This is a genomic window from uncultured Cedecea sp. (assembly GCF_947498825.1).
In the GTDB taxonomy this organism is placed as follows: domain Bacteria; phylum Pseudomonadota; class Gammaproteobacteria; order Enterobacterales; family Enterobacteriaceae; genus JGM124.
The window spans coordinates 228,836-244,326 of the sequence record NZ_CANMLV010000003.1 but is presented as its reverse complement, the minus strand read 5'-3'; the positions used below and the strand labels follow the sequence as shown (position 1 = coordinate 244,326).

Annotated in this window: 15 protein-coding genes; 12 read left to right on the top strand and 3 right to left on the bottom strand. The window is 48.6% G+C overall.

The window, feature by feature from the left end; genetic code table 11:
• Positions 1-128 precede the first annotated feature (128 nt).
• Genes Q1A40_RS06175 through Q1A40_RS06165 form a run of 3 tightly spaced genes read left to right on the top strand, consistent with a single transcriptional unit; the run spans position 129 to position 2,268 of the window.
• Positions 129-869 carry an amino acid ABC transporter permease gene (locus Q1A40_RS06175; RefSeq protein WP_299998570.1) on the top strand — a complete coding sequence of 247 codons (741 nt, stop codon included), beginning with the start codon at positions 129-131 and terminating at the stop codon, positions 867-869.
• Complete coding sequence (gene gltK / locus Q1A40_RS06170) at positions 869-1,546, top strand: glutamate/aspartate ABC transporter permease GltK (protein ID WP_299998569.1); 678 nt, start codon at positions 869-871, stop codon at positions 1,544-1,546. The genes Q1A40_RS06175 and gltK overlap by 1 nt, the downstream gene beginning before the upstream one ends.
• Entirely contained in the window at positions 1,543-2,268 is a 726-nt protein-coding gene (locus Q1A40_RS06165; RefSeq protein WP_299998568.1) for an amino acid ABC transporter ATP-binding protein, read from the top strand. Before gltK ends, Q1A40_RS06165 begins: the two co-directional genes overlap by 4 nt.
• A gap of 46 nt (positions 2,269-2,314) precedes the next feature.
• Here Q1A40_RS06165 and Q1A40_RS06160 read toward each other — a convergent pair whose 3' ends face one another.
• Positions 2,315-2,797 (bottom strand): zinc ribbon-containing protein, encoded by a 483-nt coding sequence (locus tag Q1A40_RS06160; RefSeq protein ID WP_299998567.1) that lies wholly within the window; start codon positions 2,795-2,797, stop codon positions 2,315-2,317.
• 253 nt (positions 2,798-3,050) lie between these two features.
• Between Q1A40_RS06160 and leuS the strand changes: the two genes are divergently transcribed.
• From leuS to nadD, 4 genes are read left to right on the top strand one after another with little or no spacing between them, the layout of a single operon-like run.
• Positions 3,051-5,633 (top strand): leucine--tRNA ligase, encoded by a 2,583-nt coding sequence (leuS, locus tag Q1A40_RS06155; protein ID WP_299998566.1) that lies wholly within the window; start codon positions 3,051-3,053, stop codon positions 5,631-5,633.
• A gap of 14 nt (positions 5,634-5,647) precedes the next feature.
• Positions 5,648-6,262, top strand: coding sequence for an LPS assembly lipoprotein LptE (gene lptE / locus Q1A40_RS06150; protein ID WP_299998565.1), 615 nt, complete (start codon positions 5,648-5,650; stop codon positions 6,260-6,262).
• Positions 6,259-7,290, top strand: a complete 1,032-nt coding sequence (holA, locus tag Q1A40_RS06145) for a DNA polymerase III subunit delta (RefSeq protein WP_299998564.1) — start codon at positions 6,259-6,261, stop codon at positions 7,288-7,290. The genes lptE and holA overlap by 4 nt, the downstream gene beginning before the upstream one ends.
• Entirely contained in the window at positions 7,283-7,936 is a 654-nt protein-coding gene (nadD, locus tag Q1A40_RS06140) for a nicotinate-nucleotide adenylyltransferase (protein ID WP_299998563.1), read from the top strand. Before holA ends, nadD begins: the two co-directional genes overlap by 8 nt.
• On the opposite strand, the gene Q1A40_RS06135 is transcribed toward nadD, so the two are convergent.
• Together Q1A40_RS06135 and Q1A40_RS06130 are read right to left on the bottom strand one after the other, a co-directional pair.
• The gene (locus Q1A40_RS06135; protein WP_299998562.1) at positions 7,933-8,190 is read right to left on the bottom strand and encodes a bacteriocin immunity protein; all 258 of its coding nucleotides are present in this window, start codon (positions 8,188-8,190) and stop codon (positions 7,933-7,935) included. The genes nadD and Q1A40_RS06135 overlap by 4 nt on opposite strands.
• Positions 8,191-9,981 carry an S-type pyocin domain-containing protein gene (locus Q1A40_RS06130; RefSeq protein WP_299998561.1) on the bottom strand — a complete coding sequence of 597 codons (1,791 nt, stop codon included), beginning with the start codon at positions 9,979-9,981 and terminating at the stop codon, positions 8,191-8,193.
• 526 nt (positions 9,982-10,507) lie between these two features.
• Between Q1A40_RS06130 and rsfS the strand changes: the two genes are divergently transcribed.
• From rsfS to rlpA, 5 genes are read left to right on the top strand one after another with little or no spacing between them, the layout of a single operon-like run.
• Entirely contained in the window at positions 10,508-10,825 is a 318-nt protein-coding gene (gene rsfS, locus Q1A40_RS06125; protein ID WP_299998560.1) for a ribosome silencing factor, read from the top strand.
• 3 nt (positions 10,826-10,828) lie between these two features.
• Complete coding sequence (gene rlmH / locus Q1A40_RS06120; RefSeq protein ID WP_299998559.1) at positions 10,829-11,299, top strand: 23S rRNA (pseudouridine(1915)-N(3))-methyltransferase RlmH; 471 nt, start codon at positions 10,829-10,831, stop codon at positions 11,297-11,299.
• A 27-nt stretch (positions 11,300-11,326) separates the two neighbouring features.
• Positions 11,327-13,228 (top strand): peptidoglycan DD-transpeptidase MrdA, encoded by a 1,902-nt coding sequence (gene mrdA, locus Q1A40_RS06115; protein WP_299998558.1) that lies wholly within the window; start codon positions 11,327-11,329, stop codon positions 13,226-13,228.
• 2 nt (positions 13,229-13,230) lie between these two features.
• Positions 13,231-14,343, top strand: a complete 1,113-nt coding sequence (gene mrdB / locus Q1A40_RS06110) for a peptidoglycan glycosyltransferase MrdB (RefSeq protein WP_299998557.1) — start codon at positions 13,231-13,233, stop codon at positions 14,341-14,343.
• Between the two features lie 16 nt (positions 14,344-14,359).
• Positions 14,360-15,460 carry an endolytic peptidoglycan transglycosylase RlpA gene (gene rlpA / locus Q1A40_RS06105; protein WP_299998556.1) on the top strand — a complete coding sequence of 367 codons (1,101 nt, stop codon included), beginning with the start codon at positions 14,360-14,362 and terminating at the stop codon, positions 15,458-15,460.
• Positions 15,461-15,491 lie beyond the last annotated feature (31 nt).

Genomic DNA, 15,491 nt, shown 5'->3' with positions numbered 1-15,491 from the left:
CACCTCTCTTTGTGGTTAACAAGGATGTTAACTGTTTATTCTGCATCCGTCAGGATAAACGATGACCCAGAGGTATTCGTCATCGTTCAGGGTAATACGGCTACCCTTTTTTTATCACGGAGTATCTTATGTCCATAAGCTGGAATTGGGGGATCTTTTTAGAACCCACACCTTTCGGAAATACCACCTATCTGGGCTGGATCTGGAGCGGTTTTCAGGTCACCGTTGCCCTTTCCATTAGCGCCTGGATTATTGCTTTTTTTGTCGGCTCTTTGTTCGGTATCTTACGTACCGTCCCCAATAAGTTTTTATCGTCTATCGGCACGATTTATGTCGAACTCTTTCGTAATGTCCCGTTGATTGTTCAGTTTTTTACCTGGTATTTGGTCGTGCCGGAACTTCTCCCGGAAAATATCGGCATGTGGTTTAAGGCTGAATTGGATCCAAATATTCAGTTCTTCGTTTCGTCCATGATTTGTCTGGGACTCTTTACTGCCGCCCGCGTCTGTGAGCAAGTCAGAGCAGCAATTCAATCTCTGCCTCGCGGGCAGAAGAACGCGGCTCTGGCAATGGGACTCACTCAAATTCAGGCCTATCGTTACGTTCTGCTGCCGAATGCCTATCGCGTAATTGTTCCACCAATGACTTCAGAAATGATGAACCTGGTGAAAAACTCCGCCATTGCGTCAACGATTGGTTTGATGGACTTGGCTGCTCAGGCCGGTAAGCTTCTTGATTACTCCGCTCATGCCTATGAGTCATTTACGGCAATAACTCTCGCCTATGTTCTGATTAACGTTGTCATTATGGGCATCATGCATCTGGTTGAACGTAAAGTACGTCTGCCTGGCAATATGGGGAGTAAATAATGTCAGAATATGACTGGAGTTCTATCATACCCACCCTGCCTTTCCTGATTCAGGGTCTGATAATTACGCTAAAAATCACCATAACCGCAGTGGTTATTGGTATCGTCTGGGGCACTATTCTGGCGGTAATGCGTCTGTCGAGCTTTAAACCTGTCTCCTGGTTTGCCGCCGCTTACGTCAACGTGTTTCGTTCCATTCCGCTGGTGATGGTTTTACTGTGGTTTTATTTAGTAGTGCCGGGTTTCTTACAATCAGTATTAGGCTTGTCGCCGCAGACAGATATTCGTCTGATTTCTGCCATGGTCGCCTTTGCGATGTTTGAAGCCGCCTACTATTCCGAGATTATTCGCGCCGGGATCATCAGCGTTTCACGCGGACAGTCTAATGCAGCCCTGGCACTGGGTATGACCAAAGCGCAGTCCATGAGATTAATCATTCTGCCGCAAGCCTTCCGTGCAATGGTGCCTCTGCTCTTAACTCAGGGGATAGTCCTGTTTCAGGATACTTCACTGGTTTATGTTATTAGTCTGGCCGACTTCTTCCGTACCGCATCCACGATTGGTGAACGTGACGGAACTCAAGTTGAAATGATCCTGTTCGCCGGATTTGTCTATTTTGTGATTAGCCTTAGCGCCTCGTTGCTGGTCAGCTATTTGAAGAAAAGGACTGTTCAATGATCTCCTTAAAAAATGTTTCTAAGTGGTATGGTCACTTTCAGGTCCTTACCGACTGCTCAACCGAAGTGAAAAAGGGTGAGGTAGTGGTGGTTTGTGGCCCGTCAGGTTCGGGTAAATCGACACTGATTAAAACCGTCAATGGCCTGGAGCCTGTTCAGCAAGGTGAAATTATCTTCAATGGCACTCGGGTGAACGATAAAAAGACTAACCTCGCCAAGCTACGTTCCCACGTTGGCATGGTATTTCAACACTTTGAATTATTTCCACATTTATCGATTCTTGAAAATCTGACACTGGCTCAGATCAAAGTCCTGAAACGCGATCCTGACGTTTCGCGCGATAAGGCGCTCAAATTACTGGAGCGCGTGGGCCTGTCAAACCATGCCAGCAAATATCCGTCCCAGCTTTCCGGTGGCCAGCAACAGCGTGTCGCTATTGCACGTGCACTCTGTATGGATCCGGTAGTGATGTTATTTGATGAACCGACCTCCGCGCTCGATCCGGAAATGATCAATGAAGTGCTGGACGTGATGGTCGAGCTGGCCAATGAAGGAATGACCATGATGGTCGTGACCCATGAAATGGGCTTTGCGCGTAAAGTGGCTAACCGGGTTATCTTTATGGACGAAGGACGAATTATTGAAGATACCAACAAAGAAGACTTCTTCAATAATCCACAGTCCGATCGCGCCAAAGACTTCCTGGCAAAAATTCTGCATTAATCATTATGGCCTGGCGGTATCTTAGCGTCAGGCCATGATTCTTATGTTACGGATTAAAAGGTTTACGATGGAAGCGGTCATGCCCGCACTTAGGGCAGGCTGATAAAATTTCGGGTGAATAAATCGCAAGATTGAAGTGACAATGATCGCAAATTAGATTACCGAAACCCACCAGTTCACCGCTCTGATAGACGCCACCTTTTTCAATGTCCTGGAATGCCTCTCGCCATTCAATCTGACTTTTATCGGTAATATCTGCCAGCTCCTGCCACAGGCTTTCTTTTATCACTCGCATAAAAACACTGTCAGTGAAATCGTCTGAGTTTTCACTGTAGCTGTTAGCAAATGCTTTGACATCCCGACGTACCGCATTGGTCACTTGCGCTATTTCATCAGATGTTAAGTCATGTTTCTCTTCCAGAGACTGACGTGCTTCATTAACCAATTTATCAATATCACGATCGCCGCCTTCTATCTGCTTTGTCAGCGACTTCACCAGTTCATGGTATGATTTGGAGACTTTACCCATTGATTCGCACTCCTTTTAGAAAAATCTAACAGCCATCACTAAGTGGTCTGTTTCAATCATAACCTCTAACCTGCACTAGCTGAAAAAATTCCTCTGACTAATTGTAAAAAATCACGTAGCGGTAACAAAGTATGAAATGGCGATTCAGGCGTGTGAAAGGCTGTTTTGCTGCTGGCGAATCAGCTATGCTATGGGGCTATATATATAAAGCTACATCCGTAGCTGTCTTTCATAAACAGGACTACTGGCTGCCATGCAAGAGCAATATCGCCCGGAAGAGATAGAATCTAATGTCCAGCAACACTGGCAAGAGAACCGTACTTTTGAAGTAACCGAAGACGAAAGCAAAGAGAAATACTACTGCCTCTCGATGCTACCCTATCCTTCTGGCCGACTACATATGGGCCACGTTCGTAACTACACTATTGGCGATGTTATCGCGCGTTATCAGCGTATGCTGGGCAAAAACGTGCTGCAGCCTATCGGCTGGGACGCATTCGGTCTGCCGGCTGAAGGCGCTGCGGTTAAAAACAAAACCGCACCTGCCCCGTGGACCTATGAAAATATCGACTATATGAAGAAACAGCTTAAAACGCTGGGGTTTGGTTACGACTGGAGCCGTGAACTGGCAACATGTACCCCAGAGTACTATCGCTGGGAACAAAAATTCTTTACCGAGCTGTATAAAAAAGGCCTGGTATATAAAAAAACTTCAGCAGTTAACTGGTGCCCTAATGACCAGACCGTTCTGGCTAATGAACAGGTAATTGACGGTTGCTGCTGGCGCTGTGATACCAAAGTTGAGCGTAAAGAGATCCCTCAGTGGTTTATCAAAATCACTGACTATGCTGACGAGCTGCTGAACGACCTGGATACTCTGGAAAACTGGCCAGAGCAGGTTAAAACCATGCAGCGCAACTGGATTGGCCGTTCAGAAGGGGTCGAGATCACCTTTGACGTCGAAAATAGCGCAGAAAAACTGAAAGTCTATACCACCCGCCCGGATACCTTTATGGGTGTCACTTACCTGGCGGTGGCTGCGGGTCATCCTCTGGCTAAACAGGCTGCACAAACACGTCCTGAGGTCGCCGAATTTATTGAAGAGTGCCGTAATACCAAAGTGGCTGAAGCCGATATGGCGACCATGGAGAAAAAAGGTATCGCGACCGGCATTAATGCCATTCATCCTCTGACCGGTGAAGCGGTTCCTGTCTGGGTAGCTAACTTTGTTCTCATGGAATACGGTACCGGTGCAGTGATGGCGGTTCCAGGACATGACCAGCGTGACTGGGAATTTGCCACTAAATATAACCTCTCGATTAAGCCGGTTATTTTAAACGCAGACGGTAGCGAACCTGATTTGTCAGTTGAAGCAATGACAGAAAAAGGTTCTCTGTTTAACTCAGGTGAGTTCAATGGTCTGGCTTTCCAGGCCGCTTTCGATGCCATTGCAGATAAGCTGGCCGCAAAAGGCGTTGGTGAACGTAAAGTGAACTACCGTTTACGTGACTGGGGTGTCTCTCGTCAACGTTACTGGGGCGCACCTATTCCTATGGTGACGCTGGAAGACGGTACAGTGGTACCAACTCCTGAAGATCAGTTACCGGTTATTTTACCGGAAGATGTGGTTATGGATGGTATCACCAGCCCAATCAAGGCCGATCCTGAGTGGGCAAAAACCACCGTTAATGGTCGTCCTGCGCTGCGTGAAACAGATACCTTTGACACCTTTATGGAGTCATCCTGGTACTACGCGCGTTATACCTGCCCGGATTACGACAAAGGCATGCTCGACCCGAAAGCCGCTAACTACTGGCTGCCTGTCGATATCTATATTGGCGGTATCGAACATGCCATCATGCACCTGCTTTATTTCCGCTTCTTCCACAAACTGATGCGCGATGCGGGTATGGTGACCTCGAATGAACCTGCTAAACAGCTGTTGTGTCAGGGTATGGTTCTGGCTGATGCCTTCTACTACACCGGCAACAATGGTGAACGTAACTGGGTCTCCCCGGCAGATGCTATCGTAGAGCGCGATGAAAAAGGGCGTATCGTCAAAGCTGTTGATCCTGAAGGCCATGAGCTGGTTTATGCCGGTATGAGCAAAATGTCGAAGTCGAAAAATAACGGCATCGACCCTCAGGTGATGGTTGAACGCTATGGTGCGGATACCGTACGTCTGTTTATGATGTTTGCTTCCCCTGCGGATATGACGCTGGAATGGCAAGAGTCTGGCGTAGAAGGTGCAAACCGCTTCCTGAAACGTGTCTGGAGACTGGTTTACGAGCATACCAACCGTGGTACTGCACCTGCGCTCGATGTTGCAGCGCTTAACGAAGATCAAAAAGCACTGCGTCGCGATGTACACAAAACCATTGCTAAAGTGACCGATGATATTGGCCGTCGTCAGACCTTTAATACCGCTATCGCGGCTATTATGGAACTGATGAACAAATTGACGCGCGTTGATCAGGACGTGGATGCTAACCGTGCCATTCTTAACGAAGCCCTGTTAGCGGTCGTCCCAATGCTGTATCCGTTCACCCCACATGCCAGCTTTGCAATGTGGCAGTCACTGGGTGGTACTGGCGATATCGACAATGCTCCGTGGCCACAGGCTGATGAGCAGGCGATGGTTGAAGATTCTCGTCTGGTCGTCGTTCAGATCAACGGTAAAGTGCGCGGTAAAATTACCGTTGCAGCAGATGCGACTGAAGCACAAGTTCATGAACGTGCGCTGCAGGAGCATCTGGTGGCAAAACACCTTGAAGGCATGACCATACGGAAAGCGATTTATATTCCAGGTAAATTGCTTAACTTGGTTGCGGGCTAAGCACAGGAGGCAGCGTGCGACATCCTTTTATCACTTTGCTGGTCACTTTTGCGGTATTAATTACCGCAGGCTGTGGTTTTCATCTGCGTGGCACCACGCAGATCCCTGCCGGGCTTAAAACACTGATTCTCAACTCCAGCGACCCTAACGGGCCGCTGACCCGTGAGATCCGTCAACAATTGCTGTTAAACGGCGTCACGATTGTTGACGATACAAAAACGAATACCGCTAAAGATACTCCTTCTTTGCGTATTTTAGGTTCAAGTCTGAGCAAAGATACTGCGTCAATCTTCCAGGATGGTCGTACCGCGGAATATCAAATGGTGATGACGGTAAGGGCTCAGGTACTGGTCCCGGGCAACGATATTTACCCTATCAGCGCCACCTCTTATCGCTCGTTTTTTGATAACCCGCTGACAGCCTTGGCAAAGGATGCTGAGCAAGACTTGATAATCCAGGAAATGTATACCAATGTCTCTCAGCAGCTGATCCGCAAACTCCTCTCGGTCGATGCCGCAGAGCAGGAGTCACATAAAAAAGAGGCGGTTGAAGAAAAGAATCCATCTGAATCTGTCACGTCTCCTGTTCGGGTGTCGTCGACACTTCCGGCAACTACCGATAGCCAATGATTCGGTTGTATCCGGAACAACTTCGTGCGCAGCTCAATGAAGGGCTGCGCGCGGCCTATCTGCTAACAGGCAATGACCCTCTTTTGTTACAAGAAAGCCAGGATGCTATTCGTCAGGCAGCACAGCTTCAAGGGTTTGAAGAACACCATACCACCCAGATTGACACCAGCACCGACTGGTCGATGATCTTTTCCCTTTGCCAGGAACTGAGCTTATTCGCCAGACGTCAAACGCTGCTGTTATTGTTGCCCGAAAATGGTCCGAATGCGTCTATTAACAGTCAGCTAGAAACGCTGGTAAGCCTGTTACATAGCGATATTCTGCTACTGGTGCGTGGTAATAAACTGACCAAGGCGCAGGAGAATGCGGCATGGCTGGCTCAGATTGCCGAGCGTTGCGTTCAGGTAAGTTGTCAGACACCTGAACATAATCATTTGCCCCGCTGGGTGGCTCAGCGAGCCAAACAGATGAATTTGACGATTGATGATGCATCGAGCCAACTGCTGTGTTACTGCTATGAAGGCAATTTGCTGGCACTTTCACAAGCCCTGGAGCGCCTGTCACTGATTTGGCCTGACGGTAAACTGACACTACCCCGCGTTGAACAAGCCGTGAGCGATGCCGCGCACTTTAGCCCCTTTCACTGGATAGATGCCCTGCTGGCAGGAAAAAGTAAACGGGCCCTGCATATTCTGCGCCAGCTGCGTCTTGAAGCCAGTGAGCCGGTGATTCTGTTGCGAACGCTGCAGCGTGAATTACTCCAGCTGGTTCAACTGAAACGCCAAATGGCGACCATCCCGTTACGAACATTATTCGATAAACAGCGGATATGGCAGAATCGTCGTCAGATCTTAACCGAAGCACTTAATCGCCTGACCCTCTCACAGTTATATCAAGGGGTACACTTATTGGCGAAGACAGAACTTATCCTGAAACAGGATTACGCTCAGTCAGTATGGGATGAACTGGAAGAGATCTCATTGCTTATTTGCAACAAAGCGCTTCCGGAGGTGTTTATTCATGACTGATCCTGCGCTCCGGTTACAAGCTATCTATGGCGGAACCTTTGATCCCATTCATTACGGTCATCTCAATTCTGTCACCGCCCTGGCTGAGCAAATCTCACTCGGACAGGTCATTATTATGCCGAATAATGTGCCCCCTCATCGCCCACAACCTGAAGCCAGCAGTGAACAGCGTAAAAGAATGGTCGAACTGGCAATTATCGATAAGCCATTATTTTCACTGGACTGCCGTGAACTTGAACGCGCCACACCTTCCTGGACGGTTGAAACCCTGGAGCAAATCCGCGCGGAAAAAGGTCACCAGCAACCGCTGGCCTTTATTATCGGTCAGGACTCACTGCTGAGTTTAGCGCGCTGGCATCGCTGGGAAGAGCTGCTATCGCTGTGTCATTTACTGGTTTGTCAGCGTCCGAATTATCCTCTTACAATGGACACGCCTGAACTGCAACAATGGCTGGAGACACACCGTACTCACTCTATTGAGCCACTGCATCAGAAGCCTGCGGGGAAAATCTTCATCGCCCCCACTCCGTTGTATGATATTGCCGCCACCACTATTCGCAAGCGTCTGGCGTCCGGACAACCCTGTGATGACCTGGTACCCGCCCCAGTACTGGAGTTTATTCACCAGCAACACCTGTACCGCTAGCCCTGTTTAAATCCTGGCTTGCCATTTTTGGCTCGCCACTCTTTGACCTCCTTGACAATACCCTCAGGGGTATCTTCCTGATCATCATCAGGATAAAAAATAACGTCAGAACCCTTAGGGTGTTCAGTTAATCGACGAAACTCATCCACTAATTTATCGTCATCAGCCTCCGTCTTGCCTTCTGCTCTGCATATTTCCCTGACAAATTCCAGAAACTCAGCCTCGGTATAATCAGAAATTATCTTTTTTTTCATTTACTTATTCCCTCTGTGAATTTCAATATGACGTCTAGGCGTAACGACTCTGATATTATCGATATCATAAACGGCGCCGCCATCAATAACTCGCTTAATATGATGGAGTTCGAAACGTTCTCTCTTACCAGCACGCTCTGATTCACGAACAAACGAAGATTTACCTTTTTTAACCAGCGTTTTATTCCGGTTTTTGAATTGATTCAATAACTCGGGATCTTTCCCCACCTCTGTCCAGAACGCCTCACGAAATGCATCGAAGCTCGAAAATTCACGACCCTGTAACTTGTCTGCAATCCGTACCGGTATAGTTACACCCACATTTTTATTTGCATCATTAAGCCACTTCTCTCCAGTACCTTGCCCTTTGCCTGTCACGGTTCCCGGTAGTTTTCGGGGATCCTGACTCAGCATCACATAAACTGGCTCTACACCGGTTCCGGATGCATCAGGCCGCCAGTAGATAAAGTCATGTATTCCCCCCAAGGTTTTGACGGGGGTCGTCGTCGTCCTAAGGGGTTGCACGGGTTTGACGTCCGTTCCGGTATGTACCGGCGTCACCGGCACCATTACAGGCGTTCCGGTATGCGGCGGTGTGGCTGGAGGGCTCGGGGCAGGGTTAATCAGAATATGTCGCTCTGGCATACCCGCCATCGCAGGTACGGTGATTTTATCAAGCCCTGTGGCAACATCGCGCACCGCGGTCAGTACCTGAACAGCCTTTGGTACGCCAGGACCCGTTTTTAGCAGCCCTAGCGTGAGCTGACCCTCGCTATGCACTAGGCTTCCACGTACCGGAAGTTCGACACTTTTGACACCAGGCTCGATTTTTACACCAGTTCCAGCCAGGTGCTGCGCATTCAAGGCAAACATCGCCTCTAGGTCACGACCGGGTACCTTGTCGCTCCCTTTTCCCACGGGTTCAGAGTGAAGCAGCAGGGTGGCGACAGAAAGCCGTAGCGCCCCCGCAGAGACTTCCGGAACGGAGAGTTGTGATAGCGCTTGATTAAACCAGTGGGTAAGGTTTCCCGCTATTTCATCGGTTGCGGTCCAGACGCCTTGACCCGCCAGTGTTAGCTGCGCAGACCCAGGGGTCTGATTCAATACCAAAGCATCAGGTGCTTTGAGGGCTGTATTGGCTTTGGCTACCATCTGCGCTGTATAGGATGGCGCCGGTTTTACGCCAGCTTTCGAAAACCTCTCTTTTCTGGCTTTAATGATGGCATCCGCTTTTGCTTTAGACTCAGCGGCTGCCTTTGCTTTTGTTTCCGCTTCGGCTTTCCTTGCTGCCTGAAGCTCAGCTTCTGCCTTTGTCCTGTCTGCTTCAGCTTTCTTCCTGTCGGCTTCCCGCTTAGCATCAGCTTCCCGATTTTTTTGTAATCGGTCTTCCGACTCCTTTTTCATTTTGGCTGTCAGTGCTTCTCGCTCTGCTTGGGCTTTGGCCTGGGCTTGAGCCTGTTCTTTCATTTTGGCGGCTTTATCTGCCTCGGTTTTTTTTACCGCCTCTGCTAAAGTTTTTTCAGTCGCCTTGGCTATTTGCTCCGATTCCAGGTGGAGTTTCTCGCTGAAATTAGTGGGTGGTTTCGGCTGTGCTAAAAGGCTACCGCCATTACCTCGCCCCGGTTTTTTTAGTTCCTCTGCTCCCCCGGTGATAACGATATGTGGGTGGGTATCCCAGTAATCGCCACCAGTACTGCGTTTGACCCTTGTCTTTTTTTCCTGTGTTTCCCGGGTGTTTTTTTCTGGTTCATCAGGCTTTCCTTCGACAGGTTTATTTTCTTTATCGTCCATTTTTCACACCTTTCCTGGTTTTGTTGCAAGCATGATCCTCATGCCTTTACGCAATTAAAATCTATTGCTCACTGGTATTTACGTCAATGACAGATAAAAAAAGTTATTAACTTCTCTAGGGCAGTCGAAAAAATGGTGAAATAATTGCAACAAAGCGGGCTGGTTAACAGGAACTGGTCAGGTCTGGAGCGAAGCATTGTTAGCGGGCAAATTTACGGTATTGCAGTCCCTGAGGACTTCGCGGATTATCGCCAGGGTTCTGAGGCTTTAAGTATTCATTTCAGTGCAAAGCAGTCATTGACAGACTCTCTCAGGCTGTTATGCTCCGCTGCCACTAATTCTTACCCGCATAATAAAGCCATTCTGAAATTGTTTTACAAAAATGGCGATGCAAACTCTGCCTTGCAATGGGATGATATGGCGCAATGATGACTCCGTGCTTTAATGCAGAGTCAAAATAGCCCATCGTCTTGCGGGGTAAAGTCGTAGCGGGTCAAATAATATAATCATTCTCTCAGGGGGACTCTTGCAGGGTAAAGAATTTCAAGATTTCGTTGTCGATAAAATCGATGACCTCAAGGGCCAGGATATCGTCGCTATCGATGTCAAAGGCAAATCAAGTATCACCGACTACATGGTCATTTGTACGGGAACATCTAACCGTCATGTCATGTCTATTGCTGAGCATGTGGTTCAATCTGCACGTGAGATAGGACTTCGCCCAATGGGCGTCAAAGGGATTAATGCCTCAGACTGGGTCGTTGTCGACTTAGGTGAAGTCATTGTCCATGTGATGCAAGAAGAGAGCCGTCAACTGTACGAACTCGAAAAACTCTGGAGCTAAGCAGTGAAGCTGCAACTGGTGGCTGTCGGGACCAAAATGCCTGACTGGGTGCAAACCGGATTTACCGAGTATTTGCGTCGTTTTCCTAAAGATATGCCGTTTGAACTGGTAGAGATCCCGGCGGGAAAACGCAGCAAAAATGCTGACATCAAACGTATTCTCGAAAAAGAAGGCGAAATGATGCTGGCGGCTGCGGGTAAAGGTAACCGGATTGTCACCCTGGATATTCCAGGACAGCCTTGGGATACACCGCAGCTCGCCGTGCAGCTGGAACGCTGGAAGCTAGATGGCCGTGATGTGAGCTTACTGATTGGTGGTCCTGAAGGCCTGGCTCCAGCCTGTAAAGCAGCAGCAGAACAAAGCTGGTCACTTTCTGCGCTGACAATGCCTCATCCACTGGTACGTGTACTGGTGGCTGAAAGCTTGTATCGGGCGTGGAGTATTACGACTAACCATCCCTACCATCGTGAGTAATCCTGTGCAGGTTGTATCAGACGGCAAATGAAATTACAGAATTCTTTTCGCGACCATTCAGCTGAGTCGGCGCTTTTTGTGCGTCGTGCTCTGGTCGCCTTCTCAGTTATTATATTGCTAACGGGCGTATTGCTCGTCAATCTCTATCATTTGCAAATACTCCGTTTCAATGATTACCAGACGCGCTCGAATGTAAACCGTATTAAGCTGGTACCCATTCCGCCAACGCGTGGGATTATCTATGACCGGAATGGCACGCCACTGGCATCAAACCGAATCATCTATCAAATTGAAATGATGCCAGAAAAAGTGGATGACGTGCAGGCCACGCTGGAATCACTTCGTTCAATAATAGATCTTACTGATGACGATATCGCTAACTTTAAAAAAGAGCGTGCCCGTTCACACCGTTTCACATTAATTCCTATTAAAAACAATCTGACAGAAGTCCAGGTTGCACGTTTTGCCGTAAATCAGTATCGCTTTCCGGGTGTCGAGGTTAAAGCCTATAAACGCCGCTTTTACCCTTATGGATCTGCCCTGACCCACGTGATCGGCTATGTTTCCAAAATTAACGATAAAGACGTTGAGCGACTGAAAAAAGAGCAAAGACTGGCCAACTACGCGGCAACACACGATATCGGTAAACTAGGAATTGAACGCTATTACGAAGATATTCTTCACGGCCAGACAGGATATGAAGAAGTTGAGGTGAATAACCGAGGACGTGTTATCCGCCAGCTTAAAGAAGTGCCGCCTGTGGCGGGTAACGACATTTATCTGACACTAGACCTGGAACTACAGAGTTATATTGAAACACTTCTGGAAGGAAGCCGCGCTTCGGTTATCGTTACCGATCCCAATACCGGTGGTGTTCTGGCACTGGTATCGATGCCCAGTTATAACCCTAATCTGTTCGTTGATGGCATTTCCACCAAGGATTACTCCGGCCTGCTTAATGACCCCAATACGCCGTTAATAAACCGCGCGACTATGGGCGTTTATCCTCCGGCATCCACTGTGAAACCCTATATTGCGGTGTCAGCATTAAGTAGCGGAGTGATCAATAAAAATACTTCACTCTTTGATCCTGGCTGGTGGCAGCTTCCTGGCTCAGAAAAACGTTATCGTGACTGGAAGAAATGGGGACACGGTCGCCTGAATATCACCAAGTCGATTGAAGAGTCTGCCGATACCTTCTTTTATCAAGTTGCCTATGATTTGGGTATTGACCGTCTGGGTGAGTGGATGAATAAGTTTGGCTATGGCGATTACACTGGTATCGACCTGGCAGAAGAGCGTTCGGGTAATATGCCCACGCGTGAATGGAAAATGAAACGCTTTAAGAAACCCTGGTATCAAGGCGATACGATCCCCGTGGGTATCGGTCAGGGTTACTGGACCGCTACGCCAATTCAAATGAGTAAGTCGCTGATGATCCTGATTAATGACGGGATTGTGCGTGTTCCTCACTTACTGATGAGCCGGGTTGAAAATGGCAAGCAAATCCCCTGGACACAACCACCAGAAGAGCCAGTCGGCGATATTCATTCCGGTTTCTGGGAAATAGCCAAAGACGGTATGTATGGCGTGGCTAACCGTGCAAATGGTACCGCTCATCGCTACTTTGCCAACGCCCCTTATAAAGCGGCGGTAAAATCAGGGACTGCCCAGGTTTTCGGTCTGAAAGCGAATGAAACCTACAACGCCAGTAAGATTGCCGAACGCTTGCGCGACCATAAAATGATGGTCGGTTATGCCCCTTACGATAAACCGCAATATACCGTGACCATCATTTTGGAAAACGGTGGAGCCGGCCCTGCTGTGGGTACGATGATGCGACAAATTCTCGACCATTTAATGCTCGGGGATAACAATACCGTACTGCCTGCCGCACCACCTGGCGCATCAGCCGCAGAGGACCAATAGTTATGACCGGCAACTCAAATAAAAAATCTATCTGGGACAAAATTCATCTCGACCCAACGCTACTGACGACCATTGTGGCTCTGCTGGTATTCAGTGCTCTGGTTATCTGGAGCGCGAGTGGCCAGGATATGGATATGACGGAACGTAAACTGGGGCAAATCGCGATGGGATTCGTGGTGATGCTTGTTATGGCGCAAATTCCACCACGCGTGTATGAAGGCTGGGCCCCCTATCTCTACGTTATCTGCATTATTCTGTTAATTGCAGTTGATGTATTTGGTGCCATTTCTAAAGGAGCACAGCGCTGGCTCGATTTAGGCATTGTCCGTTTTCAACCTTCAGAAATTGCTAAAATTGCCGTTCCTCTAATGGTGGCACGTTTTATCAGCCGGGATGTTTGCCCCCCGTCGTTAAAAAATACCGGAATTGCACTGGTTCTTATTTTTATTCCGACACTGCTGGTTGCCGCCCAACCCGATTTAGGAACCTCTATTCTGGTAGCTTGTTCAGGGCTGTTTGTTCTGTTTCTTTCCGGGCTTAGCTGGAGGCTGATTGCTATCGCGGCTCTGTTACTTGCGGCATTTATTCCGTTACTGTGGTTCTTCCTGATGCATGACTATCAGCGTTCACGCGTGATGATGTTACTGGATCCGGAAAGTGACCCGTTAGGTGCTGGCTATCATATTATTCAGTCTAAAATTGCTATCGGTTCCGGGGGCCTGCGCGGTAAAGGCTGGTTACACGGAACCCAGTCACAGCTAGAATTCCTACCCGAACGGCATACTGACTTTATTTTTGCCGTTCTGGCAGAAGAGTTAGGTCTGCTGGGTGTTCTGGTGCTACTGACTCTTTATATCTTACTGATAGCCCGTGGACTGTTTATTGCTGCTCACGCACAAACCACATTTGGTCGTGTCATGGTGGGCGGTCTGATGCTTATCTTATTCGTCTATGTATTTGTTAATATAGGTATGGTTAGTGGTATCCTACCTGTAGTTGGAGTGCCTTTACCCTTAGTCAGCTACGGAGGATCGGCACTTATCGTACTTATGGCCGGGTTTGGTATCGTCATGTCGATACATACCCACAGAAAAATGTTATCAAAAAGCGTTTAATTGGATGAGGGGCGCAATGGTTAAGCACTGGCTTGGAATTTTTATCGCGACAGCCTTACTGACAGCATGTACGTTAAATGATAATGGCCAGCAGCCCACTACCACTCAGGTGCCACCGCAGGTAGTCTGTAACGGGCCTGTGGTGGAAATTACCGGGCAGGAGCCACGGTATGAAACTCTGAACCCGTCGCTAAACCAGGATTATCGACGCGATGGTAAGCAATATAACATCGTCAATAATCCGGCTAACTACAGTGAAGCTGGGTTTGCGGCTATCTATGATGGCCCGGTAGATGGAAATCTGACAGCATCAGGCGAAGAGTTCAACCCTACAGCCCTGACGATTGCTCATCCGACACTGCCAATTCCAAGCTATGCGCGTGTCACCAATCTGGCCAATGGTCGTATGGTGGTCGTCCGGGTTAATGACAGAGGTCCTTATGGTACCCACGATCGTGTCGTCGCGCTGTCACGGGCAACCGCAGACAGACTGAATACCTCCAATAACACAAAGGTGCGTATCGACCCGATTATTGTCGCTCCGGATGGTACAGTTTCAGGTCCAGGCATGGCTTGTACGACCATGGCAAAACAAACTTATGCTTTACCCGTTCTCCCCGACTTAAACAGTGGTCTGGGAAGTACGTCATCTTTTACGCCGCAACCGGGGGCACAAGATAACGTACGCGCTATCAGCAATAGTACCTTACAAAGTGACGATACTATGGGCGCTCCGATTAAAAGTGGCGGTTTTTTAGGGGCACCCTCCCCCATGCCTGCTGGCATTATCGAACAGCCTGACGCACCGACAGAAACCGCCGTATCGCAACCCGCTGCGGTCGTGAGTTCTCCCACGGCTCAGCCTGCGACGCCAACTCAAACAAGCGGCCAGTATGTGGTACAAGTCGGTGCCGTCAGTGACAGTACACGTGCTCAGCAACTGCTCAATAAACTGAGCCAGCAATTTTCAACGCGCGGCGCAATATCACAGAATGGAGCTATCTACCGCATACAGTTAGGTCCATTCAGCCAACGCAGTGATGCTACTGCATTGCAGCAGCGTTTATTATCAGAAGCGCAGCAGCAATCTTTCATTACCAACGCCCCTGCACGCTAAACGTTAACGGGCATCTGACACTGTGTAAAGT

Bases quoted from the DNA above. Each gene is read 5' to 3' on its own strand.
- Q1A40_RS06175 (WP_299998570.1), top strand. From the start codon at position 129: ATGTCCATAAGCTGGAATTGGGGGATCTTTTTAGAACCCACACCTTTC.
- gltK (WP_299998569.1), top strand. From the start codon at position 869: ATGTCAGAATATGACTGGAGTTCTATCATACCCACCCTGCCTTTCCTG.
- Q1A40_RS06165 (WP_299998568.1), top strand. From the start codon at position 1,543: ATGATCTCCTTAAAAAATGTTTCTAAGTGGTATGGTCACTTTCAGGTC.
- Q1A40_RS06160 (WP_299998567.1), bottom strand. From the start codon at position 2,797: ATGGGTAAAGTCTCCAAATCATACCATGAACTGGTGAAGTCGCTGACA.
- leuS (WP_299998566.1), top strand. From the start codon at position 3,051: ATGCAAGAGCAATATCGCCCGGAAGAGATAGAATCTAATGTCCAGCAA.
- holA (WP_299998564.1), top strand. From the start codon at position 6,259: ATGATTCGGTTGTATCCGGAACAACTTCGTGCGCAGCTCAATGAAGGG.
- nadD (WP_299998563.1), top strand. From the start codon at position 7,283: ATGACTGATCCTGCGCTCCGGTTACAAGCTATCTATGGCGGAACCTTT.
- Q1A40_RS06135 (WP_299998562.1), bottom strand. From the start codon at position 8,190: ATGAAAAAAAAGATAATTTCTGATTATACCGAGGCTGAGTTTCTGGAA.
- Q1A40_RS06130 (WP_299998561.1), bottom strand. From the start codon at position 9,981: ATGGACGATAAAGAAAATAAACCTGTCGAAGGAAAGCCTGATGAACCA.
- mrdA (WP_299998558.1), top strand. From the start codon at position 11,327: ATGAAATTACAGAATTCTTTTCGCGACCATTCAGCTGAGTCGGCGCTT.
- mrdB (WP_299998557.1), top strand. From the start codon at position 13,231: ATGACCGGCAACTCAAATAAAAAATCTATCTGGGACAAAATTCATCTC.
- rlpA (WP_299998556.1), top strand. From the start codon at position 14,360: ATGGTTAAGCACTGGCTTGGAATTTTTATCGCGACAGCCTTACTGACA.